General features: G+C 62.8%; 18 protein-coding genes and 3 pseudogenes. 14 read left to right on the forward strand and 7 right to left on the reverse strand.

Features of this window, described 5'->3' with window-relative positions; genetic code table 11:
* Positions 1-48: 48 nt before the first annotated feature.
* On the reverse strand, positions 49-1602 hold the full coding sequence (locus CXY75_RS03545) for an ABC transporter substrate-binding protein (protein WP_104081477.1): 1554 nt from the start codon (positions 1600-1602) through the stop codon (positions 49-51).
* A 212-nt stretch (positions 1603-1814) separates the two neighbouring features.
* Here CXY75_RS03545 and CXY75_RS03550 point away from each other — a divergent pair, with 212 nt between their 5' ends.
* Positions 1815-2714: a MurR/RpiR family transcriptional regulator gene (locus CXY75_RS03550; protein ID WP_233201708.1), complete on the forward strand. Its 900-nt coding sequence runs from the start codon at positions 1815-1817 to the stop codon at positions 2712-2714.
* Entirely contained in the window at positions 2715-5549 is a 2835-nt protein-coding gene (locus CXY75_RS03555; RefSeq protein WP_104081478.1) for an FAD-binding and (Fe-S)-binding domain-containing protein, read from the forward strand. It begins immediately after the preceding gene.
* A 61-nt stretch (positions 5550-5610) separates the two neighbouring features.
* Here the strand turns inward: CXY75_RS03555 and CXY75_RS03560 are convergent, their stop codons facing one another.
* Positions 5611-6042, reverse strand: coding sequence for a hypothetical protein (locus CXY75_RS03560; RefSeq protein WP_104081479.1), 432 nt, complete (start codon positions 6040-6042; stop codon positions 5611-5613).
* 31 nt (positions 6043-6073) lie between these two features.
* Positions 6074-6683, reverse strand: a pseudogene (locus CXY75_RS03565) (leucine zipper domain-containing protein).
* Between the two features lie 380 nt (positions 6684-7063).
* Here CXY75_RS03565 and CXY75_RS03570 point away from each other — a divergent pair.
* The 3 genes from CXY75_RS03570 (at position 7064) to CXY75_RS20025 (ending at position 8866) form a co-directional block, all read left to right on the forward strand.
* Positions 7064-7759, forward strand: a complete 696-nt coding sequence (locus tag CXY75_RS03570; RefSeq protein WP_369826652.1) for a transposase — start codon at positions 7064-7066, stop codon at positions 7757-7759.
* A 64-nt stretch (positions 7760-7823) separates the two neighbouring features.
* Entirely contained in the window at positions 7824-8312 is a 489-nt protein-coding gene (locus tag CXY75_RS20020) for a helix-turn-helix domain-containing protein (RefSeq protein ID WP_199182358.1), read from the forward strand.
* Positions 8249-8866, forward strand: a complete 618-nt coding sequence (locus CXY75_RS20025) for an IS30 family transposase (protein WP_199182360.1) — start codon at positions 8249-8251, stop codon at positions 8864-8866. The genes CXY75_RS20020 and CXY75_RS20025 overlap by 64 nt, the downstream gene beginning before the upstream one ends.
* Positions 8867-8885: 19 nt before the next feature.
* On the opposite strand, the gene CXY75_RS03580 is transcribed toward CXY75_RS20025, so the two are convergent.
* Entirely contained in the window at positions 8886-9590 is a 705-nt protein-coding gene (locus CXY75_RS03580) for a GntR family transcriptional regulator (protein WP_104081498.1), read from the reverse strand.
* A 187-nt stretch (positions 9591-9777) separates the two neighbouring features.
* Entirely contained in the window at positions 9778-10305 is a 528-nt protein-coding gene (locus tag CXY75_RS03585; RefSeq protein ID WP_104081480.1) for a VOC family protein, read from the reverse strand.
* A gap of 157 nt (positions 10306-10462) precedes the next feature.
* Here CXY75_RS03585 and CXY75_RS03590 point away from each other — a divergent pair, with 157 nt between their 5' ends.
* The 8 genes from CXY75_RS03590 to CXY75_RS20950 all read left to right on the forward strand — a co-directional run bounded on the left by CXY75_RS03590 (position 10463) and on the right by CXY75_RS20950 (position 18908).
* Entirely contained in the window at positions 10463-12649 is a 2187-nt protein-coding gene (locus CXY75_RS03590) for a thiamine pyrophosphate-dependent enzyme (protein WP_104081481.1), read from the forward strand.
* Entirely contained in the window at positions 12649-13908 is a 1260-nt protein-coding gene (locus CXY75_RS03595) for a 2-oxo acid dehydrogenase subunit E2 (protein ID WP_104081482.1), read from the forward strand. Before CXY75_RS03590 ends, CXY75_RS03595 begins: the two co-directional genes overlap by 1 nt.
* Before the next feature lie 104 nt (positions 13909-14012).
* Positions 14013-14915 (forward strand): branched-chain amino acid ABC transporter permease, encoded by a 903-nt coding sequence (locus CXY75_RS03600; protein WP_158251106.1) that lies wholly within the window; start codon positions 14013-14015, stop codon positions 14913-14915.
* Positions 14915-15925 carry a branched-chain amino acid ABC transporter permease gene (locus CXY75_RS03605; protein ID WP_104081484.1) on the forward strand — a complete coding sequence of 337 codons (1011 nt, stop codon included), beginning with the start codon at positions 14915-14917 and terminating at the stop codon, positions 15923-15925. Before CXY75_RS03600 ends, CXY75_RS03605 begins: the two co-directional genes overlap by 1 nt.
* Positions 15922-16653 (forward strand): ABC transporter ATP-binding protein, encoded by a 732-nt coding sequence (locus CXY75_RS03610; RefSeq protein WP_104081485.1) that lies wholly within the window; start codon positions 15922-15924, stop codon positions 16651-16653. Before CXY75_RS03605 ends, CXY75_RS03610 begins: the two co-directional genes overlap by 4 nt.
* On the forward strand, positions 16640-17344 hold the full coding sequence (locus tag CXY75_RS03615; RefSeq protein ID WP_104081486.1) for an ABC transporter ATP-binding protein: 705 nt from the start codon (positions 16640-16642) through the stop codon (positions 17342-17344). The genes CXY75_RS03610 and CXY75_RS03615 overlap by 14 nt, the downstream gene beginning before the upstream one ends.
* Before the next feature lie 36 nt (positions 17345-17380).
* The gene (locus tag CXY75_RS03620) at positions 17381-18655 is read left to right on the forward strand and encodes an ABC transporter substrate-binding protein (protein ID WP_158251107.1); all 1275 of its coding nucleotides are present in this window, start codon (positions 17381-17383) and stop codon (positions 18653-18655) included.
* 49 nt (positions 18656-18704) lie between these two features.
* Positions 18705-18908 (forward strand): thiamine pyrophosphate-binding protein, encoded by a 204-nt coding sequence (locus CXY75_RS20950; RefSeq protein ID WP_104081488.1) that lies wholly within the window; start codon positions 18705-18707, stop codon positions 18906-18908.
* Positions 18909-19136: 228 nt separating this feature from the next.
* Here the strand turns inward: CXY75_RS20950 and CXY75_RS20355 are convergent.
* Both CXY75_RS20355 and CXY75_RS03635 read right to left on the reverse strand, forming a co-directional pair.
* Positions 19137-19259 (reverse strand): annotated as a pseudogene (locus tag CXY75_RS20355) (recombinase family protein); the annotation flags it as partial.
* A gap of 112 nt (positions 19260-19371) precedes the next feature.
* Positions 19372-20196 carry a hypothetical protein gene (locus CXY75_RS03635; protein ID WP_146069353.1) on the reverse strand — a complete coding sequence of 275 codons (825 nt, stop codon included), beginning with the start codon at positions 20194-20196 and terminating at the stop codon, positions 19372-19374.
* Here CXY75_RS03635 and CXY75_RS03640 point away from each other — a divergent pair.
* Positions 20171-20777, forward strand: a pseudogene (locus CXY75_RS03640) (IS21 family transposase); the annotation flags it as partial. The gene CXY75_RS03635 and the pseudogene CXY75_RS03640 overlap by 26 nt on opposite strands.

Raw genomic sequence — 20777 nt, forward strand, 5'->3', positions numbered from 1 at the left:
TGCATAGCGGGTACCGACGTTGTCAGTCGGCACCCGCCCCGGCAATCGTTAGTTAACGGTTGTGGTGCGCAGGTACTGGAGCGAACCATTGGCCATGGGCACGAACCCCTGCACCGCAGAGTCCGTCGCTGTATAGCTGTAGCTTGTGAAGAGCCACACCCAGGCGGCGTTATCTTCGAGCTCGGCCGAGACCTTCTCATAGATAGCGGCGCGGTCCGTCGGGTCGCTCGCGGCACGGCCCTCGGCGAACAGCGCGTCGAGTTCCGGCGAGCTGTAGCCGGCGACCTTGTTCAGGTTGCCGGTACTGGTGAAGTAACGGCCATACATGCCGTCGGGGTCCGGTTGTCCGCCATTCAGGGCGACAGCGGCGTCGAAGTCGCCGGCGACCCAGCGGTCGACGTAGGCACCGGATTCGAGGGTCTCAACGTCGAGGGTGATCTTCGCCTCGGCCAGCTGCGCCTTGAGATTCTGTGCCTCGTTCACCGAGGTCGCGTACTCGCCCTGCGACACGATCGTCTTGATGGTGACGCCGTCAGCCTTGCCGGCCTTGGCCAGGTAAGCGGCAGCCTGCTTGAGGTCACGCTCCGGACACGGGCGCGCATCCGTGTCCGACTTGTAGGCCGGTGAGGTGATCGGGCCGGTGACTTCACCTTCGCCGAGCGCAGCGGTGTCGAGCACTTCCTGGCGGTCGACGGCACAGGAAATGGCGAGGCGCACGTTGACGTCGGCGAGATCGCCGCGCGTCGCGTTCAGCTGCAGCGTGTGGTAACTGAGCTGCGGCGTCTTGGCAATCGTGATCGATCCGCTTTCAGCGGTCTGAGCGACCAACGGGTCGTCGAAGATAGCCATCTGCACGTTGCCGGACTGCATGGCCGACACGATCGACGACTCGTCGGGGATGACGCGGAACTCGACGCTGCCCAGCGTCGGCTCGTCGCCCCAATACGCGGTGTTCTTCTTCAGGGTGATCGATTGGTTCGCCACGCGGGTGTCGAACGAATAGGCGCCGGTGCCGTTGGGCGCCGTGTTCAATGCTGCCTCGGTGTCATCGGACGAGAGCATCGCTAGCGTGAGAACGGCGAGGCCCGCCGGCAATGCGGCATTCGGGGCTGACAGGGTCAGTAGCACGGTGTTCTCATCGCTGGCCTCGATGGCCGTGACGGAAGCGAGGGCGCTGCGGGACACCGCGGCGGTCGCCTCGTCCTGGATCTTCGTCAGCGAGCTGACGACGTCTTCTGAACCGAATGTGCTGCCATCGGCAAAGGTGACGCCTTCACGCAACTTCAGGGTGACGGTCAAGCCGTCTTCGGAGGCGTCCCACGACTCGGCGAGGCCCGGAACGACATTCAGGCCCTCATCGAACTCGGTCAGAGTGCCATACACGTTCTGCAGAACGTGTGTGGCTTGGAACTGGGTGGCCTTCCAGGGAAAGAGGGTGTCGGGGTCTGAGGTGACTCCAACGACCAACGAACCGCCGGACTTGGCCGTTTCAGCGGGTGCTGGCGTGCCGGGGCTTGAACAGCCCGATACTGCAAGTGAGACGATCGCGGCGAGACCGAGTGCCGAGACTGCCCCACGAGTAAAACGAGAACCGTGTGACAAGGGTTACTCCTCAGGTGTGTTGTGATGCTCCATTGCATGAGGCCGCCGACTCGCGGTCACACTGAAAGCGTCTGTGATCCAGGTTGGAATAAAAGTACACCATCTTTACAACATATGTACTTTCTTTTCTCGTATTGTTGTCGGTATGCAGTGAGGGCCTCACGACAGAGGTGCCGCACCGTGGCCGTTTCACCGTTTGAAAGGGACAGAACGTGATCGATGACATCCTCGAACGACCGGATTCCCGGACCGTTCTGGTGCGCATGCGTGCCGCCATGCCCTCGCTTCGCCCCACCGAACGGCGGATTGCTGAACTCTTTCTGGCACACCCGGCGGATGGCGCGAACCTGTCGATCGCCGAGCTCGCGGTCCGCTGCGGCACGTCGACAACCTCGGTCGTGCGGTTCTACAAGCGCATCGGCTACGAGCACTACAAAGATCTGCGCATCGATCTCACTCGGGAGACGACGCGGGAGGACCTGCAGAATTCCAGCTTCTCGTCGGTGTCCGGCGACATCGACCGAGAGGATAGCCTCGCCGACATCGTGACGAAAGTGGCCCTCAATGAAACGCTGTCGATTGCCGACACCGCCAAAGTGCTCGACACGCTGGCGCTTGGCCGAGCCGTTGATCTGGTGAAGTCGGCCAGGCGCATCGACAGTTTCGGCGTGGGGGCAAGCTCGTTCGTGGGTCTTGACCTGCAGCAGAAACTCACGCGAATCGGCCGCACCGCCCTCAACTGGCCCGACCCCCACTCTGCCTGGACCTCGGCGGCGACCCTCGACGCATCCTGTGTCGCCATCGCGGTCTCGCACACCGGTTCGACGATCGACACCGTGGAGTTTCTGAAGCTCGCGCGTGCGGCAGGTGCTGCGACGATCGCCATTACCAACTTCGGGGAATCACCCCTGGCCAACGCGGCCGACGTCGTGCTGACCACCGCCGCACGGGAAACCCGGTTCCGTTCCGGGGCGCTCGGCAGCAGAATCGCGCAGCTCATGGTTATCGACTGCCTCTTCACCGCGGTAGCACAGGCCTCATTCGACGAATCGATGACCGCGGTCCGCACCACATATGAGGCAGTGCACAGCCGCAGCCTGAAAGGATCTTGAATGAACGCCGCATCGGCACCCGTTTCTGCACCCGCATCGGCGCCGAACGCCTCGATTGCCTCGAGCAACCGCTCGATTGATCGACTGAAGTATGCGCACGACGCGTCGCACTACCTGCTCGTCCCGACTAGTGTCGCCACACCGACCTCCGTGGCCGAGGTGGCCGAGTTGTATCGGGAGAGCCAGCGCCGCAGCATCCCTTTGACCTTTCGCTCCGGCGGAACCAGCCTGAGCGGGCAGGGCGTGACCGACGGCATCCTCGTCGATACACGGGCCAATTTCCGCTCCATCGAAGTACTGGATGCCGGCGCACGGGTGCGTGTTCAGCCCGGTGTGACCGTACGTCAGGTGAACGCGCACCTCACCCGTTTCGGCCGCAAACTCGGACCCGACCCGGCGAGCGAGATCGCCTGCACAATCGGCGGGGTCGTCGCCAACAACTCGAGTGGCATGGCCTGCGGCACCGCACAGAACAGCTACCAGACTGTTGAATCGATGGTGGTTGTGCTGCCGAGCGGCACAATCGTCGACACCGGGGCCAACGACGCCGACGACCGCCTGCGCCAGCTCGAACCGGCCCTCCACCGCGGGCTGACCCGGCTGCGGGATCGAGTCCGCGGGAACGCGGCGTCCGTGTCGCTGATCCAAGCGCAGTTCTCAATGAAGAACACTATGGGATACGGGATCAATTCGTTTCTCGACCACGAGCGTCCGGTTGACATCCTCGCCCACCTGATGATCGGCAGCGAGGGAACCCTGGGCTTCGTCGCCGAGGTCATCTTCCGAACCGTTCCCGCTCTCCCCCATGCACTGACCGGACTGGCCCTCTTTCCCAGCCTCAGTGCGGCGACCTCGGCGCTTCCGTCGCTGGTCGCGGCCGGGCTCGGCACGATCGAGCTCATGGATGCGACCTCGCTACGGGTCGCCCAGACCCAACCAAACAGCACGCCGGAGCTTCAGTCACTCAGCGTCGACGGGCACGCCGCTCTACTGCTTGAGTACTTGGCCGCGACCCCTGACCAGCTGGCCAAGCAGCGGGATGCCGGAGCTGCTGCCCTCGCGGCACTCGACCTGATTGCTCCGCTGTCGCTGACTGGGAACGCCCGCGAACGGGCGAACCTCTGGCACATCCGTAAGGGCCTCTACACGACCGTCGCTGGCGCGCGCCCGTCAGGAACGACGGCCCTGCTCGAAGACATCGTGGTTCCGGTTCCGGCGCTACTCGGCACCTGCGAAAGCCTGATCGACCTCTTCGACGCGTACGACTATGAAGAAAGCGTGATCTTCGGTCATGCTAAGGATGGCAACATCCACTTCATGCTCAACGAGCATTTCGACAACCCGACCTCCCTCGCCCGCTACGAGCGGTTCACTGAGGAGATGGTCTGCCTCGTTCTCGGTAACAACGGTTCACTTAAAGCCGAGCACGGCACGGGACGCATCATGGCCCCGTTCGTGCAGCGCCAATACGGCGACGAACTTTATACCGTGATGCGCGAGCTCAAGGCGCTATTCGACCCGACCGGTCTACTGAACCCCGGCGTGATTCTCTCGGACGACCCCCAGTCCTACATAGCAAACCTCAAGCTCGCCCCGACGGTGGAGGTAGAGGTGGATAGCTGTGTCGAGTGCGGCTACTGCGAACCGGCCTGCCCGTCGAAAGACCTCACGATGACGCCCCGGCAACGCATTGTGATTCGCCGGGAGATGAAGTTCGCAGAAACCGCTGGTAACGAGACGCTGCTAGCTGAGCTGCGCCGCGACTATAACTACGACGGTGTCGAGACCTGCGCCGTCGATGGCATGTGCCAGGTCGCCTGCCCGGTGAACATCAACACCGGCGATCTCGTTCGCCGGTTACGCACCGAGAACACCAACGCGCTCGAACAATCGGCCTGGCTCGGGGCGGCAAAGAATTGGGGCACGGCCACCGCACTCGGCAGTCTGGCGCTGAGCGTGGCCGACCGGGTACCGGCACCATTGGTTATTGCCGCCACTCGGGTCGGCCGGGCACTGCTCGGCGCCGACACGGTACCTCTCTACGATAAGGATCTGCCGCGCGGCGGGTCACGACGCCGAGCTCTGCCGGCGAGCGAACCGGAGGCCAAGCCGGTCGCCGTGTACTTCGCCGCCTGCATCGGTACGATGTTCGGCCCCGCGGCCGACGGCATGGGAGTGACCGATGCCTTTCTGGAGCTGTGCGCGCGGGTCGGCGTGAGCCTGACGATTCCCGAGGCCATCGATTCGCTCTGCTGCGGCACGCCGTGGAAGTCGAAGGGAAACACGCGCGGCTACGACCGGATGACCGACTCCGTGCTTCCGGCGCTGCTGGCCGCGAGTCGCGGCGGCGAGCTGCCGATCGTGTGCGACGCGGCTTCCTGCACCGAGGGGTTGGAGACTATGCAGAAGAACGCTATCACCGCCGGTGGCGACTATGCGGTGCTGCGATTCGTCGACGCTGTCGAATTCATCCACGAGAACGTCATCGAGCTTCTCCCAATCACGATGCCGGTGTCGTCGATCGCGCTACACCACAGCTGCTCATCGACCCAACTCGGCATCAACACGATGATGACCGAACTGGCGGAACTAATCAGCCCCGATGTGCACGTTCCGGTGGACTGGAGTTGTTGCGCCTTCGCCGGAGACCGCGGGCTGCTGCATCCGGAGCTCACTGCCTCGGCGACCGCACGGGAGTCGGCAGAAGTGGCCGAGCGCAGCTATGCCTCATATGCGTCGGCCAATCGCACTTGTGAGCTTGGGATGAGCCGGGCGACCGGGCAGAAGTACCGGCACCTGCTAGAACTCGTCGAGGAGGCGACGAGGCCGTTTTAGCCTGCGCCCTTGCTCTCGAGTCGCGTTCGACCCCGCGCTGGTGCCTGATACGTGGGTTTTGTCAGGAGGGCAGTTTAGGTGCTCCGATGCGGTGGTAGTAGATCTTCGCGAACGCTTCGATGCTCGAGCCGGGCTCGGTGTCCTCGGCCCGGACGGCCGCGACCAGCTGCGCGCGCACGTCGACACCCCGCGCCTCGTGCGCAGCCAGCCGGCTCGCGAGATGCGTCCACGCTTCATCGTTAACAATGCGATCAGCAATGGCCGCGTCGAGCACATCGCGAACGACCGCTTCCATCCGCCCGATCTGGTCCGGGTCGTAGACCCGCGCGAGAGCATCCTCGTAGGCTGGCAGCAATGTCGAGAGGCTCGCCGCGGCATCCTGCTCCCGTTGGATCTCCTCGGTCGCCGAACGCTCGGCGCCCTCGCGCGCGAGCACCGCGGTGAGCGCATCGATGATCGAGGTGCGCAGGTGATCGGGAGCGTGCGCATCCACTTCGCGACGTGCTGCTAGTTGTATCCGGTTATCAGATTGGTGACACTCGCTGGAGCGGGGTGGATCCGATGCCCGTGTGGATACGTTCAGTGTTGTAGTACTTGAGCCACGGGTCAAGGGCGTGAGTGCGCTCAGCGCTGCTGGTGAATACCTGTCGGAAGGCCCATTCGGCTTGGAGTATGCGGTTGAAGCGTTCGACTTTTCCGTTGGTCCAGGGGCAGTGCGGTTTGATGAAGCGCTGCTGCGCGCCGAGGGTCGCCACGGCGTCCTTGAAAGCGCGGGATTTTCGGTAGGCGAAGGCGTTGTAGGAGAGGACGCGTTCAATCTTGGGGATGCCACAGCTGGCGAAGAACGCGGCCGCACGGAGGAGGACACCCTCGGCCAGTGCGCAGGCGGGTGCGCGCCTCCGGAACGGCCGCTTCACGTTCCGGGCTGGTTTGTGTTGCCATTACGTGTGGTCGCGACGACCGATCGATCAGGCCAGCTTCACCCTCGGCACGATAGCGGCGTACCCACCGATAGGCGCACTGCCGAGAGATGCCGAGTTCCTTGGCGACGTGCGCCGCCGGTCGACCGCCGAGAACCCTTTCGACCAGCAGGGCCCTTCCGCGACCGTTCAATTTGGCGTTAATGTGTGACATGAGGACCTCCGTTGCGAAGTGAGACGTTGAACATCTCCACTAAGCACCGGAGGCCCTCCCTTTTTCAACCCCTTAAGTCACTAACGTCATGGCCGGGTACACCTAGCTGCCGCGCTTCTCGGGGACGCAACCCTTACCGCCTGCGGGCCGGAGTCGCCGCCCGTCGAGGAGGGACCTTTGGATGTCCCATCGACCACTCCAGGTTCATCGGTCACAGTGGATTACCTCGAGATGGGAAGCGACGACTCATGGCAAGCGGCGGTGCTTCGGTTTTCTCCGGGCCCCCATACGTTTGTTCCGAAGACGAGTCGGTCGCGTCGAGCGAGGGTGTCAGATGGTTTGTGTAAGGGGTTGCGGATTCATTTGAAGGAGTGACACTAATGGTCATGTCAGAACGAAATGAGAAGCTGAAAGCACCGAAGTCCCCAGCCCAGCGTGCGACCGCCGATGCGATCAAGGAGCTGCGCGATAGCGGTGCTCTCGATGGTCTCTTCGCGAAGATCGATGCCGGCACGATGCAGCTCACCGGCGAGGGCGGGTTCGTGCCCGGCCTAATCAAAGCGGCCCTCGAGCGCGGGTTGCAGGCCGAACTGACCGAGCACCTCGGCTATGACAAGGGCGATCCCGAAGCTAGGTTCTATGCGAATTCGCGAAATGGAACGTCGGCGAAGACGGTCGCGGCCGAGGTCGGCGATCTGGAGCTGGACATCCCACGGGACCGCGACGGGAGCTTCACGCCCCGCTTGGTACCCAAGGGCGAGCGGCGCCTCGGCGGCCTGGACGACATGATCATCTCGCTCTATGCCGGCGGGATGACAGTGCGCGATATCCAGCACCACCTGGTCTCCACGATCGGCACCGAGCTGTCCCACGAGACGATCTCGAAGATCACCGACGCAGTCCTCGATGCTGTCCTGGAATGGCAGCGCCGCCCGCTGGACGCGCGGCAGTTTCTACTGGTCGTTGCGAATCCCGAGCAGGGAGAAACCAATGGTCAGATTTGCACCGAACAAGATGCCGGCAGCGGCGAAGCGTCGCTACTTCGTATTGATTCGACAGGGCCTGTCGGGGTCTGAGGCGGCCCGACAGGTCGGAGTGTCGCTCAGTTGCGGATCGTTGTGGTTCATCGATGCTGGCAGTATGACTGTCGTCGAACGCATCCCCATTAGTTCCCGCTATTTCTCTCAGGACGACCGAATCGAAATCGGAGACGGCCTCGCCGCAGGCGAGGCCGTGAAAGGAATCGCTGTCCGGATTGGGAAAAGCTTCCAGAGCGTCTATCGAGAGATTGCACGCAACCGCAAGGCGGACGGCACCTACCAGCCGTGGTTCGCCCACAACCGGGCCCATGTGCAGCGCAAGCGGCCGAAGATCCGCGTCTTCGAGGAGGTCCCAGCTCTTCGAAGCATCGTCGCAGTGAAACTTGCGAAACGATGGTCGCCGGATCAGATCAGCAGATGGCTACGACGCCGAGACCCGGGCACGCCGAGATGGCACGTTTGTCCTGAGACTATCTACGACGGTGTGTATCGCGGACTGATCGTCGTGGCCCCACCCCGGCGAGCCTGCGCACGGGACGCACGTACCGGCACCGTCGCGGGCGCGGCAGATCCAAAGACGGTTCACTGAAGCAGTCCACCGTAATGTCCTCCATCCACGAACGCCCAGCACACGTCGAATCCCGGCTCCAAGCCGGACATTGGCAAGGAGACCTCATTTTGGGCTCCAGTAACGGCTCAGCAATTGCCACGCTCGTGGAACGCAAGACTCGCATGACGATCCTCGTCTTCCTCCAGAGCGACCACAGCGCACAAACCGTCGGTGACGCACTCATTGGTGCGTTCTCGAGCCTGCCATCGTCGCTCCGGCGCACAATGACACGGGATCAAGGCAACGAAATGTTCCATCACAAGCGCATCGAGACGAAGACTGGGCTTCGAATTTACTTCGCCGACCCGCACTCGCCGTGGCAGCGAGAGACTAATGAAAACACCAATGGGCTCCTGCGCCAATATTTCCCGAAGGGGACTGACCTCAGCCAGTGGGACCAAGATCACCTCAACGCTGTGGCCGACGAACTTAACGGTCGACCCAGAGCCTGCCTCAAAGACCGCACACCCCATCAGGCCATGAGACGATTACGACACAGAACTCAGGCACACACGATTCGCAACGATCGCTAGAAACTGCCGGTCGGGGTGACTACTGATCGAAGACTTCAGGATGCCGGGCGAGGGCGAGCCGCGTGCGCCGGATGTGTCCGGAGAGAACTGCCTCTGCTCCGTCGGTGTCGCCGTCGCGGATCGCTGTGACGAGCAGGTGGTGCTCATCGTGCACGACCCTCGCGGAGTGCTCCTCGAGGAGAAGGGTGAACGCGCGGCGGTAGTGCTGGGTGGTGTTCCATAACCGGTTAACCAGATCGCCGAGCACGGTCGTGCGTGCCGTCGTGTACGAGCCCAAGTGGAACTCACGGTCGAGCCTCAGGAATTCCTCGACGTCGTGGGTGCGCCGCATCTGCTCGGCGAGTTCGTCGAGATGATCGATCGCGACTGCATCGAGTCCGGGCATCGCGTAGCGGAGGAGGAGAGGCTCGACACGTTCGCGGGTCTCATACACTTCGCTGCACTCGGCGGGGGTCATCCGCGACACCCATGCGCCGGCGTTGGCGACAAGGGTCACGAGGCCGTCGGCCTTGAGAGTGCGCAGGGCCTCTCGAACCGGAATGCGACTGGCGCCGAATCGCTGGGCGACGTCCTCCTGGCGAATTCGCGCACCGGGCCGATACTCACCGCTGAGAATGGCGTTGCGAATGAACTCGGCGATGCGTGTGCTGGAGTTACCGTCGTGCGTCTGTGAAACTTGACCCGACGCGCTCACACTCGGCGTGAGCGGATAAACGCCTGACATCGGCCCTCCCTTGGGTGCGATTCGCAGCCGCACAAATGCGCGGAGCTTCCATCCTGTCAGATTGAATTCAATGTGGCCAGTCCGCACAGCTATTCACCCCGTGACCGCGACCGATTCGCGACTATTGTATTCACTCGGGCTGAAAACTCCTTCTGTATTCATCTTTCATCGGTTCGGTGATGCTCGATTACTCGCTCGGGCGTGCCGGGTGCCACAACAGCACCCGCGCATCTTTCTCGTACTCCTTGCCGTCTGGGTAGCTCACGAGTTCGAACTGCATGCCCCACGGGCTGCGGAAATATACCCAGCGCTGGCCGAGGCTCGCGTTCCCGCTCACCGTCGGCTCGTCCATGATCTCGACGCCTTCCGCTCGCAAGTAGTCGAGTGCGACGTCGAAGTCGTCGACGTAGAAGGCGAGGTGATGCCCGCCAATGTCGCTGTTGCGGGGCTGCGGCGCCTGTCCGTCGGGCGCGTTGTACTCAAAGACTTCGAAGTTCGATCCTTTGCCGCAGCGGTAGAAGTTGAGTTTGTGCATGACCGTTCGCGGATGCACGCCGAGGTGTTCCTGCATCCAGTTATCCTCCTCGCGCACGAACGGTCCGAGGGAGTATACGTACTCACAGCCGAGCACCCGGACGAAGAAGTCGTGTGCCTGGTCGAGGTCGGGGACGGTGAATCCGATGTGGTCAGTACCTCTCAGGCCCGGTAGCGCCATGCATCCTCCTTCATAATTGAATCCAGTTAACCCTTATAGTGCCTCATTTGGTGTGGTTTTTGGGGACTAATCTTGTAATTGAATACATTTCTAGGTTAGTCTCAACCGTAGTCGGCCGTATAACGCGGCAACGACACCCCATCAACGGAGAGGGACGATGCCGAAAACGCGCCGACTGGAGCCCACAGCACCCTGGGTTGAGGTCACCACGACCGCCGCCGACTGGAAAGCAGCCGACCCTGAACTGTTGGCAGCGATACTTGCCGAGCTGCACGTCATCCGCGCCTTTGAGGAGACCGTTCTCGACCTCGCCGGCGAAGGTCTCGTGCATGGGCCCGCGCACTCGAGCATTGGTCAGGAGGGAGCTGCGGTCGGCTCCATCGTGGGAATGCGATCGACGGATGCTGTCAACGGCTCCCACCGCGGACATCACCAGTTTCTCGCCAAGGCCCTTACCCACGTCTCCGACGGAAAGTTCGACCTCGGCGCCGTCGTTACCGCCGATGTGCAGACCGTGCTCCAGCGCACTCTTGCCGAGATACTCGGCCTCGCGCAGGGATATTGCAGCGGCCGCGGCGGCTCAATGCATCTCCAGTGGTTCGAGGCAGGCGCTCTCGGCACCAATGCCATCGTCGGTGGAGGCGCCCCTCTCGCGACGGGTAATGCGTGGTCGCAGAAGCGGGCGGGCACTAGCGACATCACGGTCAACTACTTCGGAGACGGCGCCAGCCAGATCGGCTCCGTGCTCGAGTCGATGAACCTTGCGGCGGCATGGAAGCTGCCAGTGTGCTTTTTCATCGAAAATAACCTCTATGCGGTCGCGACGAGGATCGAGGAGAGCGTCGCAGACACCCGGCTCTCGGTGCGCGGCCAGGGGTTCTCCATCCCCGCTTGGCGAGTGGACGGCATGGACCCCCTCGCGGTGCACATCGCGATGACTCAGGCGGAGGCGGTCATGCGCTCCGGCGGCGGCCCCGCCGTCATCGAGGCTGAGGTCTACCGGTTCTTCCACCAGAACGGCCCGTACCCGGGCAGCGCATTCGGTTACCGTAGCAAAGAGGAGGAGTCGTCGTGGCGCCTCCGCGATCCGCTGCTGCGTGTAGCGACGGAGATGATCGCGCTCGGGCTCATCGACCAGGCCGGAGTTGACTCCGTGCGCGAGCAGGCCCAGTCCGCCATGCGGGAGGCTGCTGCGCAACTCACCGAGGCTGACCCTGACGCTATAGGTAAGCGTCGCATCCGTCCGAACCTCTGGCCCGACACCGACTTCGTGAACGTCGGCGTGCGCGGTGACGCAAGTGAACTTGCGAATGCCCGAGTTCTCGAGCCCCTCGAATACACGGGCGAGGTTGTACAGTCCAAGTTCGTCGAGGCAGTAGCGGGCGTCATGGCCCGCCGCATGGAAGAGGACGACCGCATCGTCGTGCTGGGCGAGGACATCCACCGCCTCAGCGGCGGCACGAACGGCGCAACCAAAGGACTCGCCGCCAAGTACCCTGACCGCATCCTCGGCACACCGATCAGCGAGAACGCGTTCGCCGGCCTCGCCGGCGGAATGGCACTCGACGGCCGCTACCGTCCCATCATCGAGTTCATGTACCCAGACTTCATGTGGGTCGCCGCCGACCAGGTCTTCAACCAGATCGGCAAGGCACGCCACATGTTCGGCGGCGTGAACCCGGTTCCGCTCGTCCTGCGCACCAAGGTCGCGATGGGCTCAGGTTACGGCTCGCAGCACCTCATGGACCCGGCGGGCATCTTCGCCACGAGCCCCGGATGGCGCATCGTCGCCGCATCGACGGCGGCCGACTACATCGGTCTCATGAATGCCGCCCTTCAGCTGCAGGATCCGGTGCTCGTGATCGAGCACGTCGACCTCTACAGTCAGGTGGACGACATCCCCGCGGGCGACTTCGATTACCAACTGCCGTTCGGCAAGGCAGGTATCCGCCGCGTGGGAAACGACGTGACCGTCATCAGCTACCTCTCGATGGTCCGGCACGCGCTCGAAGCAGTGGAGCAGACCGGCATCGACGCCGAGGTCATCGATCTGCGGTGGCTCGACCGGGCATCCCTCGACTTCGAGACCATCGGCGAGAGCATCCGCAAGACCAACAACGTGCTCATCGTTGAACAGGGCGCGCAGGGCACCTCGTACGGCGGATGGCTCGTCGACGAGCTGCAGCAGAGGTTCTTCGACTACCTCGACCAGCCGATCCAGCGTGTGACGGGTGGCGAGGCGAGTCCGAGCATCTCACGCGTGCTGGAGCGCGCAGCGATCGCCCGCACCGAAGAGGTCGTCGCCGGACTCGAGCGCGTGCGCCAGGGCTGGGGTGGTCGCTGATGGCAACGATCATCCGGATGCCCGAAGTGCTCGCCAACAGTAGCGAAGCGGCAATCCAGACCTGGCTCGTGAAGCTCGGCGAGGAGGTCGCCTTCGGCACACCGCTCGCCGAAGTGGAGACCGAGAAAGCGATCGTCGAGTACGCGGCCGAGACTGCGGGTACCGTGCTCAAGCTCCTCGTGGAGGAGGGTGTGTCCGTCAAGGTCGGTGTGCCCATCGCGGTCGTCGGTGCGCAGGGCGAGAACATCGATGGACTTGTAACGGACGACGCGAGGCTGTCGACCGCGTCGGCTGCTGCACCCGCTCCAGCTGCCGCGCCTTCGGCACCGCCCGAGCCGGAGACCGCGCCCTCTCCCGTCGTCTCGGCACCTACCGAACTATCGTCGAGCGCTGCTTCGCCTGGCGTCTCGGGGGATCGCCAGTTCGTTAGTCCGCTCGTGCGCCGCCTCGCCAAGGAGCGCGGACTCGACCTCTCCGCTGTCGACGGCTCCGGCCCCGGCGGACGCATCGTGCGTCGAGACATCGAAGGACTCATTGCCGCTCCGGCCGCCATAGTTCCCGCGCCCGCGCAGGGCGATGACAGCGGCGCAGACATCCCTCATACCGCGATGCGCAGGGCGATAGCGCGGAGACTCACCGAGAGCAAGTCCACTGTGCCGCACTTCTACCTGGTGGCGGATTGCCGGGTCGACAAGCTCATCGCACTGCGGGCATCCGTTAATGAGAGTGCGCCCGTGAAGGTGTCGCTCAACGACTTCGTGCTCAAAGCCGCCACCGCGGCATTCCTCGACGTGCCTGAGGCGCATGCCACCTGGGGCGGCACTGCGATCACCCGCTACACGACCGTCGACATGTCGGTCGCGGTGGCGGTCGACGGCGGTTTGGTGACGCCAGTGCTGCGGTCGGTCGAGCGCCAAACGCTCACCGAAGTCGCCCGGAACGTCGCCGATCTCGCGGAACGCGCGCGGGGCGGTCGCCTCAAGCAGCATGAGCTTGAGGGCGGTAGCTTCACGGTCTCAAACCTCGGCAGCTACGGCGTCACCGAGTTCTCGGCGATCATTAACCCACCGCAGTCGGCCATTCTCGCGGTCGGTCTGGCCACTCAGCGAGCCATCGTTGTCGATGGTGCGATTGAAGTCGGCACGATCATGACGGTAACGATGTCTGCCGACCACCGTGTCCTCGACGGGGCGCTCGCCGCACAATGGCTTGCGGCCTTCGTTGCCCGCATTGAGAACCCGATCGGGATGCTCGTCTAGCGTCGGCGCTAGCTCTCGAGGCTGCGCGCCAACGATTTAGGATGCATTGGTCTCGCTTTCCCAACCGAGTGCCGTACAGAGCAGTTTTTTGCCGGTTTTGCCGGATGTCATGGAAGAGAGTTAATGTGTGGAATGTGCTCATCCTCGGGCTGCTAGCCGGAGGAGTCCTCGCGCTAGTCGCGATGGGATTGACCCTGATCTTCGGGGTAATGGACGTGGTGAATTTCGCGCATGGCGAGTTCGTGATGCTGGGAATGATTGTGACCGCGACGTTGACCAACGTCTTGGGGCTTAGCCCGTATCTAGCGGCGGCGTTGGTCGTGCTAGCGAGCATCCCGATATCGCTGATTATCTTCCAGTTGGTGATCAAGCCGTCGCTTGGTCGATCGCTCTACGTGCAAGTGTTCGCGACCCTCGGTTTGAGCATTGTGCTGCAGGCCGTCGCGCTCATAGTGTTCGGCCCTAGCACCGTTTCCATCAACGACCCGGTTGCAGCGCAAAGCGTGAACCTACTCGGCGTATCGGTCGAATTGGGCCGTGTGATCGCTTTTGTCGCCGCTCTGGTGCTCTTCTTCGGCGTCTGGCTGCTGTTGGAGAAGTCGCGTCTGGGGCAGGAGATTCGGGCAGTTGCGCAGGACAACGGCGCTGCCCAAATTGTGGGCATTCGGGTGGAACGCGTATATCTCACTGTGTTCGTGACGGGTATTGCGCTCACGGTTGCAGCCGGATCCCTTATCGTTCCCTTCCAGGCGGTGACGCCGGTGAGTGGCTTGTCGTTCGTGCTCGTAAGCTTCGTCGTGGTGGTGCTAGGCGGGTTCGGATCGATCATCGGTGCGCTCATCGGGGGTCTGATCGTCGGTGTCATCGAGACGGCCGCTGGCTATTACCTCGGTACCGAGTGGTCGCAGGGTGTGCTCTTCCTGATCTTCGTCATCATCCTGCTCGTTCGTCCCTCGGGTCTTATGGGCCGAGCGACGAGCGGCGCACATTTCGCTGGAGCTCGCTGATGCTACGCAAGCTCATTCCCCTGACAGTCGTGATCGTCTGCTTCTCGCTGGTTCCTCTGGTTACCGATAACAACTTCTTCCAGAATCTCGTCATCACGGTTCTGATATTCGCGACGTTTGCGACGGCTTGGAACATCGTCGGCGGTCTGACGGGGTTATTCTCGCTCGGCCATGGTGCGCTCTTCGCGATCGGTGCCTATGGGGCGGTGCTTCTGAACCGTCAGGTCGAAATCCCTGTGTTGCTGGCCATTCCACTGGCTGGTCTGGGCGCTGTCCTGGTCGCACTGCTCCTCGGCCTGATATCACTGCGGCTTTCAGGACATTACTTTGCCTTGGCAACGCTCGCGTTCGGGGCGATCGGAGTCGTGCTGCTGAGCAATTTCTCGGCCGTCACTGGCGGCGACGAGGGAATCAGCATCCCGTTCACGACGGATCCCTGGGGTCTCGTATTCGAGGGAACGCTCCCGTACCTGTACCTCAACCTCGGCGTCTACGTCGTGACCGTCCTCATCGTCATCGCGCTCGTGCGCAGCAAGTGGGGATTCCGGATGCGTGCCATCCGCGAGGACGAAACCACGGCACGCTCTATGGGCGTGCCGATCTTCCGCACCAAGATGTTCGCGGTATCGCTGAGCGGGTTCCTCAGTTCGATCGCTGGCTCGATGTTCGCGTACTACACGCTCTACATCACGCCGGCCAACACGGCGTCGGTTAACTCCTCACTGGAGCCAGCGCTGATGTCGATTATCGGCGGCATGGGCGGGATCTTCGGGCCGCTCGTTGGAGCCATTCTCATCACGCTGCTCGAACAACAAATCATCACGGTGATCGGTGCCGTCATTCCCGGATTCGCCAACTTCATCTACGGCGCGCTCCTGATTCTATGCATCATCCTTGCCCCTAAAGGGCTTCTCGGCTTTATCGATCGCTTCAAACCGAAGAAGCGGAAAGCGAAGCCGACTCAGAACGATGACGCACCTACCAACGAGAAAGAGCTGGAGTCAGCATGACCGCGATCCTCGAAGCGCGTGGAGTTAGTCTGCAGCGTGGTGGTCTGAAGATATTGTCCGACCTCCATATCTCCGTTGAGGAGAACGCGGTGACAGGGGTGATCGGTCCCAATGGGGCCGGCAAGACCAGCCTGTTCAACGTCCTCTCTGGTTTCATGAAGCTGGACGGTGGCGATGTCCTCTTCGAAGGTAAGTCTCTCGTCGGTTTGCGGCCCGAGGCGGTCTGCCGCCGTGGCGTGGCGCGGACGTTCCAGAGGGTCCGCGGTTACCCGGCGCTCTCGGTCCGAGAGAACGTGATGGTGGGAACGGTCAACCGCCTGCCGCGACGCGAGGCGGAGGCCCTCGCCAGCGAGCTTCTGACTGCGGTGGAACTCGATGCTCTCGCTGACCAGCCCGCCGAGATCCTTTCGGTCGGCAACCGCAAGCGGCTTGAAGTCGCGCGCGTCCTCGCCACGGGCGCCAAGGTCGTACTCCTCGATGAGGTTATGGGGGGACTCGTGCCCGTCGAGGTCCAACAGATGATGGAACTCATCGTGTCGCTCAAACAGCGGGGGATCACGGTGGTGCTGATCGAGCACCACATGAGCGCCGTCATGGGCGTCTCTGACCACATCTACGTCATTCAGCGCGGCAAAAACCTGGCCGACGGGACGCCGGCCGAGATCGCACGCAACGATGCGGTCATCGCTGCATACCTGGGTAAGGAGTACACCGATGCTGAAATTTGAGAAGGTCTCCGTGTCGTATGGCCGGGCACCTGTGCTGTTCGATATCGACCTCGAAGTCGCCCAAGGCGAGGTCGTGGCGATCCTTGGGTCCAACGGCGCGGGCAAGAGCACCACGCTGCGTGTGGCCTCAGGAGCGGTCTCTTCGCGTGCGGGCCAAGTTTGGTTCGACGGCGCGGAGATCACCAACATGCCGTCGCATCAGATCGTCGCTCGTGGGATGGCGCACTGCCCGGAGGGTCGGCGTCTCTTTTCTGGTCTGACTGTCGAGCAGAACCTTCACCTGGGAGTCAGATCGAAGTCGGCCCGCAAGGTGGCACCGGCGACGCTCGACGACGTTTACACGGTGTTCCCAATCCTCAAGGAACGGCGCAATCAGCTCGCGGGATCGATGAGCGGGGGCGAGCAGCAAATGTGCGCCATCGGCCGCGCCCTCATGGCCAAACCGAGACTCTTGCTGCTCGACGAGCCCTCGCTCGGCCTGGCGCCGATCATTATCCAGGAGGTCTTCGAGGTGATCCGGCAGATTCGCCAGACCGGCGTAACGGTGCTCATTGTCGAACAGAACGTGAGCCAGACGCTCGACGTCGTGGATCGTGCATACGTCATCGAACGGGGACGCGTCGTGCTCGAGGGCACTGCGATCGAAATGAAGAATGACAAGAACGTTCAGCGCGCCTATCTGGGCGCCTGAGAATACAAGTCGCCCATGAAGAAAGAAGGTTTGTCAATGTCGAGTTCCAACAAGATCGTGCGTATCGCATCGATTTCTGCAGCAGCGGTACTTGTCCTCGCGCTCGCGGCCTGTAGCGAGTCCGGCACTAGCGGTGCCGGCGACGCCGAAGGGGGCGAGATCAAGATCGGTCGTCTGCTGCCGCTCTCGGGTGGTCTCGCCGACCTCGGCAATCGCGTCGGAAACGGCGCCGAGGCCGCGCGGATCATGGCGAACAAGGACAACTGCCTTAATGCCGAATTCGTCTGGGCGACGGTCGACGCTCCCGACGACCAGGCCGCACGTCAGGGCGCAGAGCGTCTCATGAACGAGGGCGTCGACATCGTCTACGGCACCTACGGCTCATCGCTCGCCCTCGCTGCATCGCCGGTCGTGGCTCGCGCCGGCGGTATCTATTGGGAGGAGGGCGCGACTGCCGAGGCGCTCGTTGATCAGGACCTTGACGGCTTCTACCGCATTTCGGCTGCCGCTTCGGCAATGGGTTCGGACGCCGTTGACTTCGCCGCCGAGGTCCTCGCACCGGAACTCGGTGTGGACCCCTCCGAACTGACGATTGCCTTTGCCGGTGTGAATACGTCGTACGGCGAGGATGCCTTCGCCGGTGTGAATGAGGCCGCCGAGGAGCACGGCATGGAGGTCGTACTCGAGGCGGTCTACGCGACCGATTCCACCAATCTGTCGAGCGTCGCCCTGCAGCTGAAGGACGCAGCCCCCGACATCGTCGTGCTAACGAACTACCCGCCGGACGGCGCAGTGCTCGGTCGCGCGCTGCGCGCGGCCGACGTGAACCCACTGGCCTTCATCGGCACCGGCGGTGCTCACGCTGACTCCTCTTGGGTCGAGGCGATGGGTACGACGGGTAACGGCTTCTTCAGCTCCGGCCCCGCAGCGGAAATCGAACTGACGGGGCTTCTGCCCGATGCGCAGGAGCGCAATACCGAATTCGTGGCGACGTTCGAAGAAGAGTTCGGCTCTCAGCCAGCCGGATTCGACCGTATGGGCTTCGATGCTGCGTGGCTGTTGTTCGACACGATCTGCTCGGCCGGCAGCACCGACCCTGCGGCGATCAAGAAGGCGGTCGCCAAACTGGACCTGCCCGAGCGGAGCCTGCTTAGTGGTGACGGTGTGTCATTCGACGACCGAGGTCAGAACGAGCGCGCCGGCTGGATCGTCAGCCAGTGGCAGGACGGCATTCTCGTTCCCGTCGCGCCGTTGGATTTGGGGGTCCGCGAGCCGGCTCTCATTCCGCTGCCGCAGTGGAGTGAGCGCTGAACGGGTACTGAGCGGCCGATTACTTACAGAACCAGAAGGAGCAAAGAATATGGACGTCGGTGAACGTCTCGTCTCATTGATGGTCGGTGCTGGAATCAAAACGGGGTTCGGGTGCACTGGTGGGCAGACCGCTCCCTGTTATCACGGCATGGCAGTGAACACGGACGAGGCCACGCACGTGCTCATGCGTGACGAGCAGAGTGCCTCGTTCGCCGCGTGCGATGCGACCGTCGGGCTGGGCGCTGCGCGGTAACTCTGCAATCGGCACGTTATTCGCGACCGGAAGCTATGTCGGTTACGGCACTACTGCCGCGCCAACGTCCCTAGTATTGAACGTCTCGCGGGGTGACGACGTAGGCGTCTTCCCCGGTGGCGATGGGTTTTAGAGCGTCTGGATTTGGTGTCTGGCAGTCGGCGGCGTCAGACTGACGATAGTCCGGATAGACGAATGGCCCGGTGCGCAATCTTTGAGGATCACGCCGGGCCGTTCTGAGTCCTTCCCCGATGCCTTGTCCTCGAAGGCCCGGTCGACGTCGGCAAGCTGGCGGACGGTGTTCTGATCGAGGGTACTGACTCGCACGTACCCAACTCGTTGACCCGTCACGTGGCTCTCCTACCTGTTCTGTCAGGTTGAACTCTGAGACCCAACGATAAGGGCTGTCAAGTAATCCGAATCTGACCCTATTCTGACGGCGTGAAATGCAAGCGTCTGACGCCTAGTTGGGGTACACCCCAAAACGACACTGTCTCACCCGTCTCGGGCAATCAAGACTCGAGGTGTCGCGGAACACGACCGTGCTGACGCGTTTGCGTGTGGAGGCGGCCGGGACCATCGGCCGCGGCTTCTTCGCATCGTTGTCGATCGGCGCCATCAACCGTTTCAGGGTCGAATAGGTCGGATGGGCGCTGCGGTTCACGAGCGCCTGGCAGGCCGCTTCCAGCCGTTCCCGGTTGTTTTTGCCGAGCCCGTCGAGGATGTTCTGGCAGGACAGGTAGCCCTGCGCCTCGATCGCCTGGCTGTCGAGGATCTGCTCAATCACGGTGACGGTGGCCGGCCCGACGCTGCGCGCCCGGTCGGTGAACCACCGCCTGGACCACAGCCCGTCGATATCGCGGTGCTGCGGCGAGACATGGTCCGGCAGGGTCGAGTACTGGCCCTTGCGGCCTATCAGCCGCGGGTGCTCGCAGCTGCTCTCGTGTCCGTCGAAGACCGTCACCCGTGACGACGTCAGCCGAACCCGCAGCAGCTTGCCCGCCAGCCCGAACGGCACCGAATACCGTTGTGTGTCCGCGGTGACGTGGTAGTTCCGGGCCGCCTTCAGCTCCTTCCACTCGACCTCCTCGAACCCAACATCCGGCAACGAGCCCAGCAGCTCCCGTTCCTCAGGGTCGAACCGCTCCCACCGGGTGGTATCGTCGGCGCGGCGGATGTCATGGTTGATCTCCCGCACCCGCTCCTCGATCGCAGCATTCAACTCGCCAAGCGTCGTGAAGACGTCGTCCTCGAGGTAGCCGATGACGCGTTTGTTGACAACGTTCACCGCGTTCTCGGCTGCAGCCTTGTCTTTCTTATCCCGAATTCGGGATAAGAAAGACAAAGCCAGCGTCGAGAACACGGTCTCGCACGTGGCGACCTGGGTGATCGCAGGTTTACGCAATCGACGTTTCGGAACCCTCCCCGAGTTGCGGGTCGCGATCCGGGAACGCATGGATGCCTATAACCGGGAACCGTTCCAGAAACGCGCGGGCTCCCGCCTCAGCGTCTTCCAAGCCGAGGAGAAGGCGTTGCTGCGGCCGCTGCCGTCGGTTCCCTACGAGATCAGCAGGTGGATCATGGGGCGCCGGGTTCAAAAGAACGGGCATGTGGTCTGGGAGAAGAATTTCTACTCCGCACCCTACGCGCAGATCGAGCAGGGTGTCGATCTGCGCATCACCACCCAAGTACTGGAGATTTATCGCAACCACGAGCGCCTGACCAGCCACCTCTTGCTCCCGGAGCATGTCATCAACGAATACCGGACCAACGATGCCGACCAACCTCAGGGCGAGAAGTATCGGGAGTGGGACAGCGTCAGGATCCGGGCGTGGGCGACGCGTGTCGGCCCGAGCATGGTGACCGTGG

Origin of the sequence: Cryobacterium sp. Y11, assembly GCF_002929535.1 — a bacterium.
Classification (GTDB): Bacteria; Actinomycetota; Actinomycetes; order Actinomycetales; family Microbacteriaceae; genus Cryobacterium.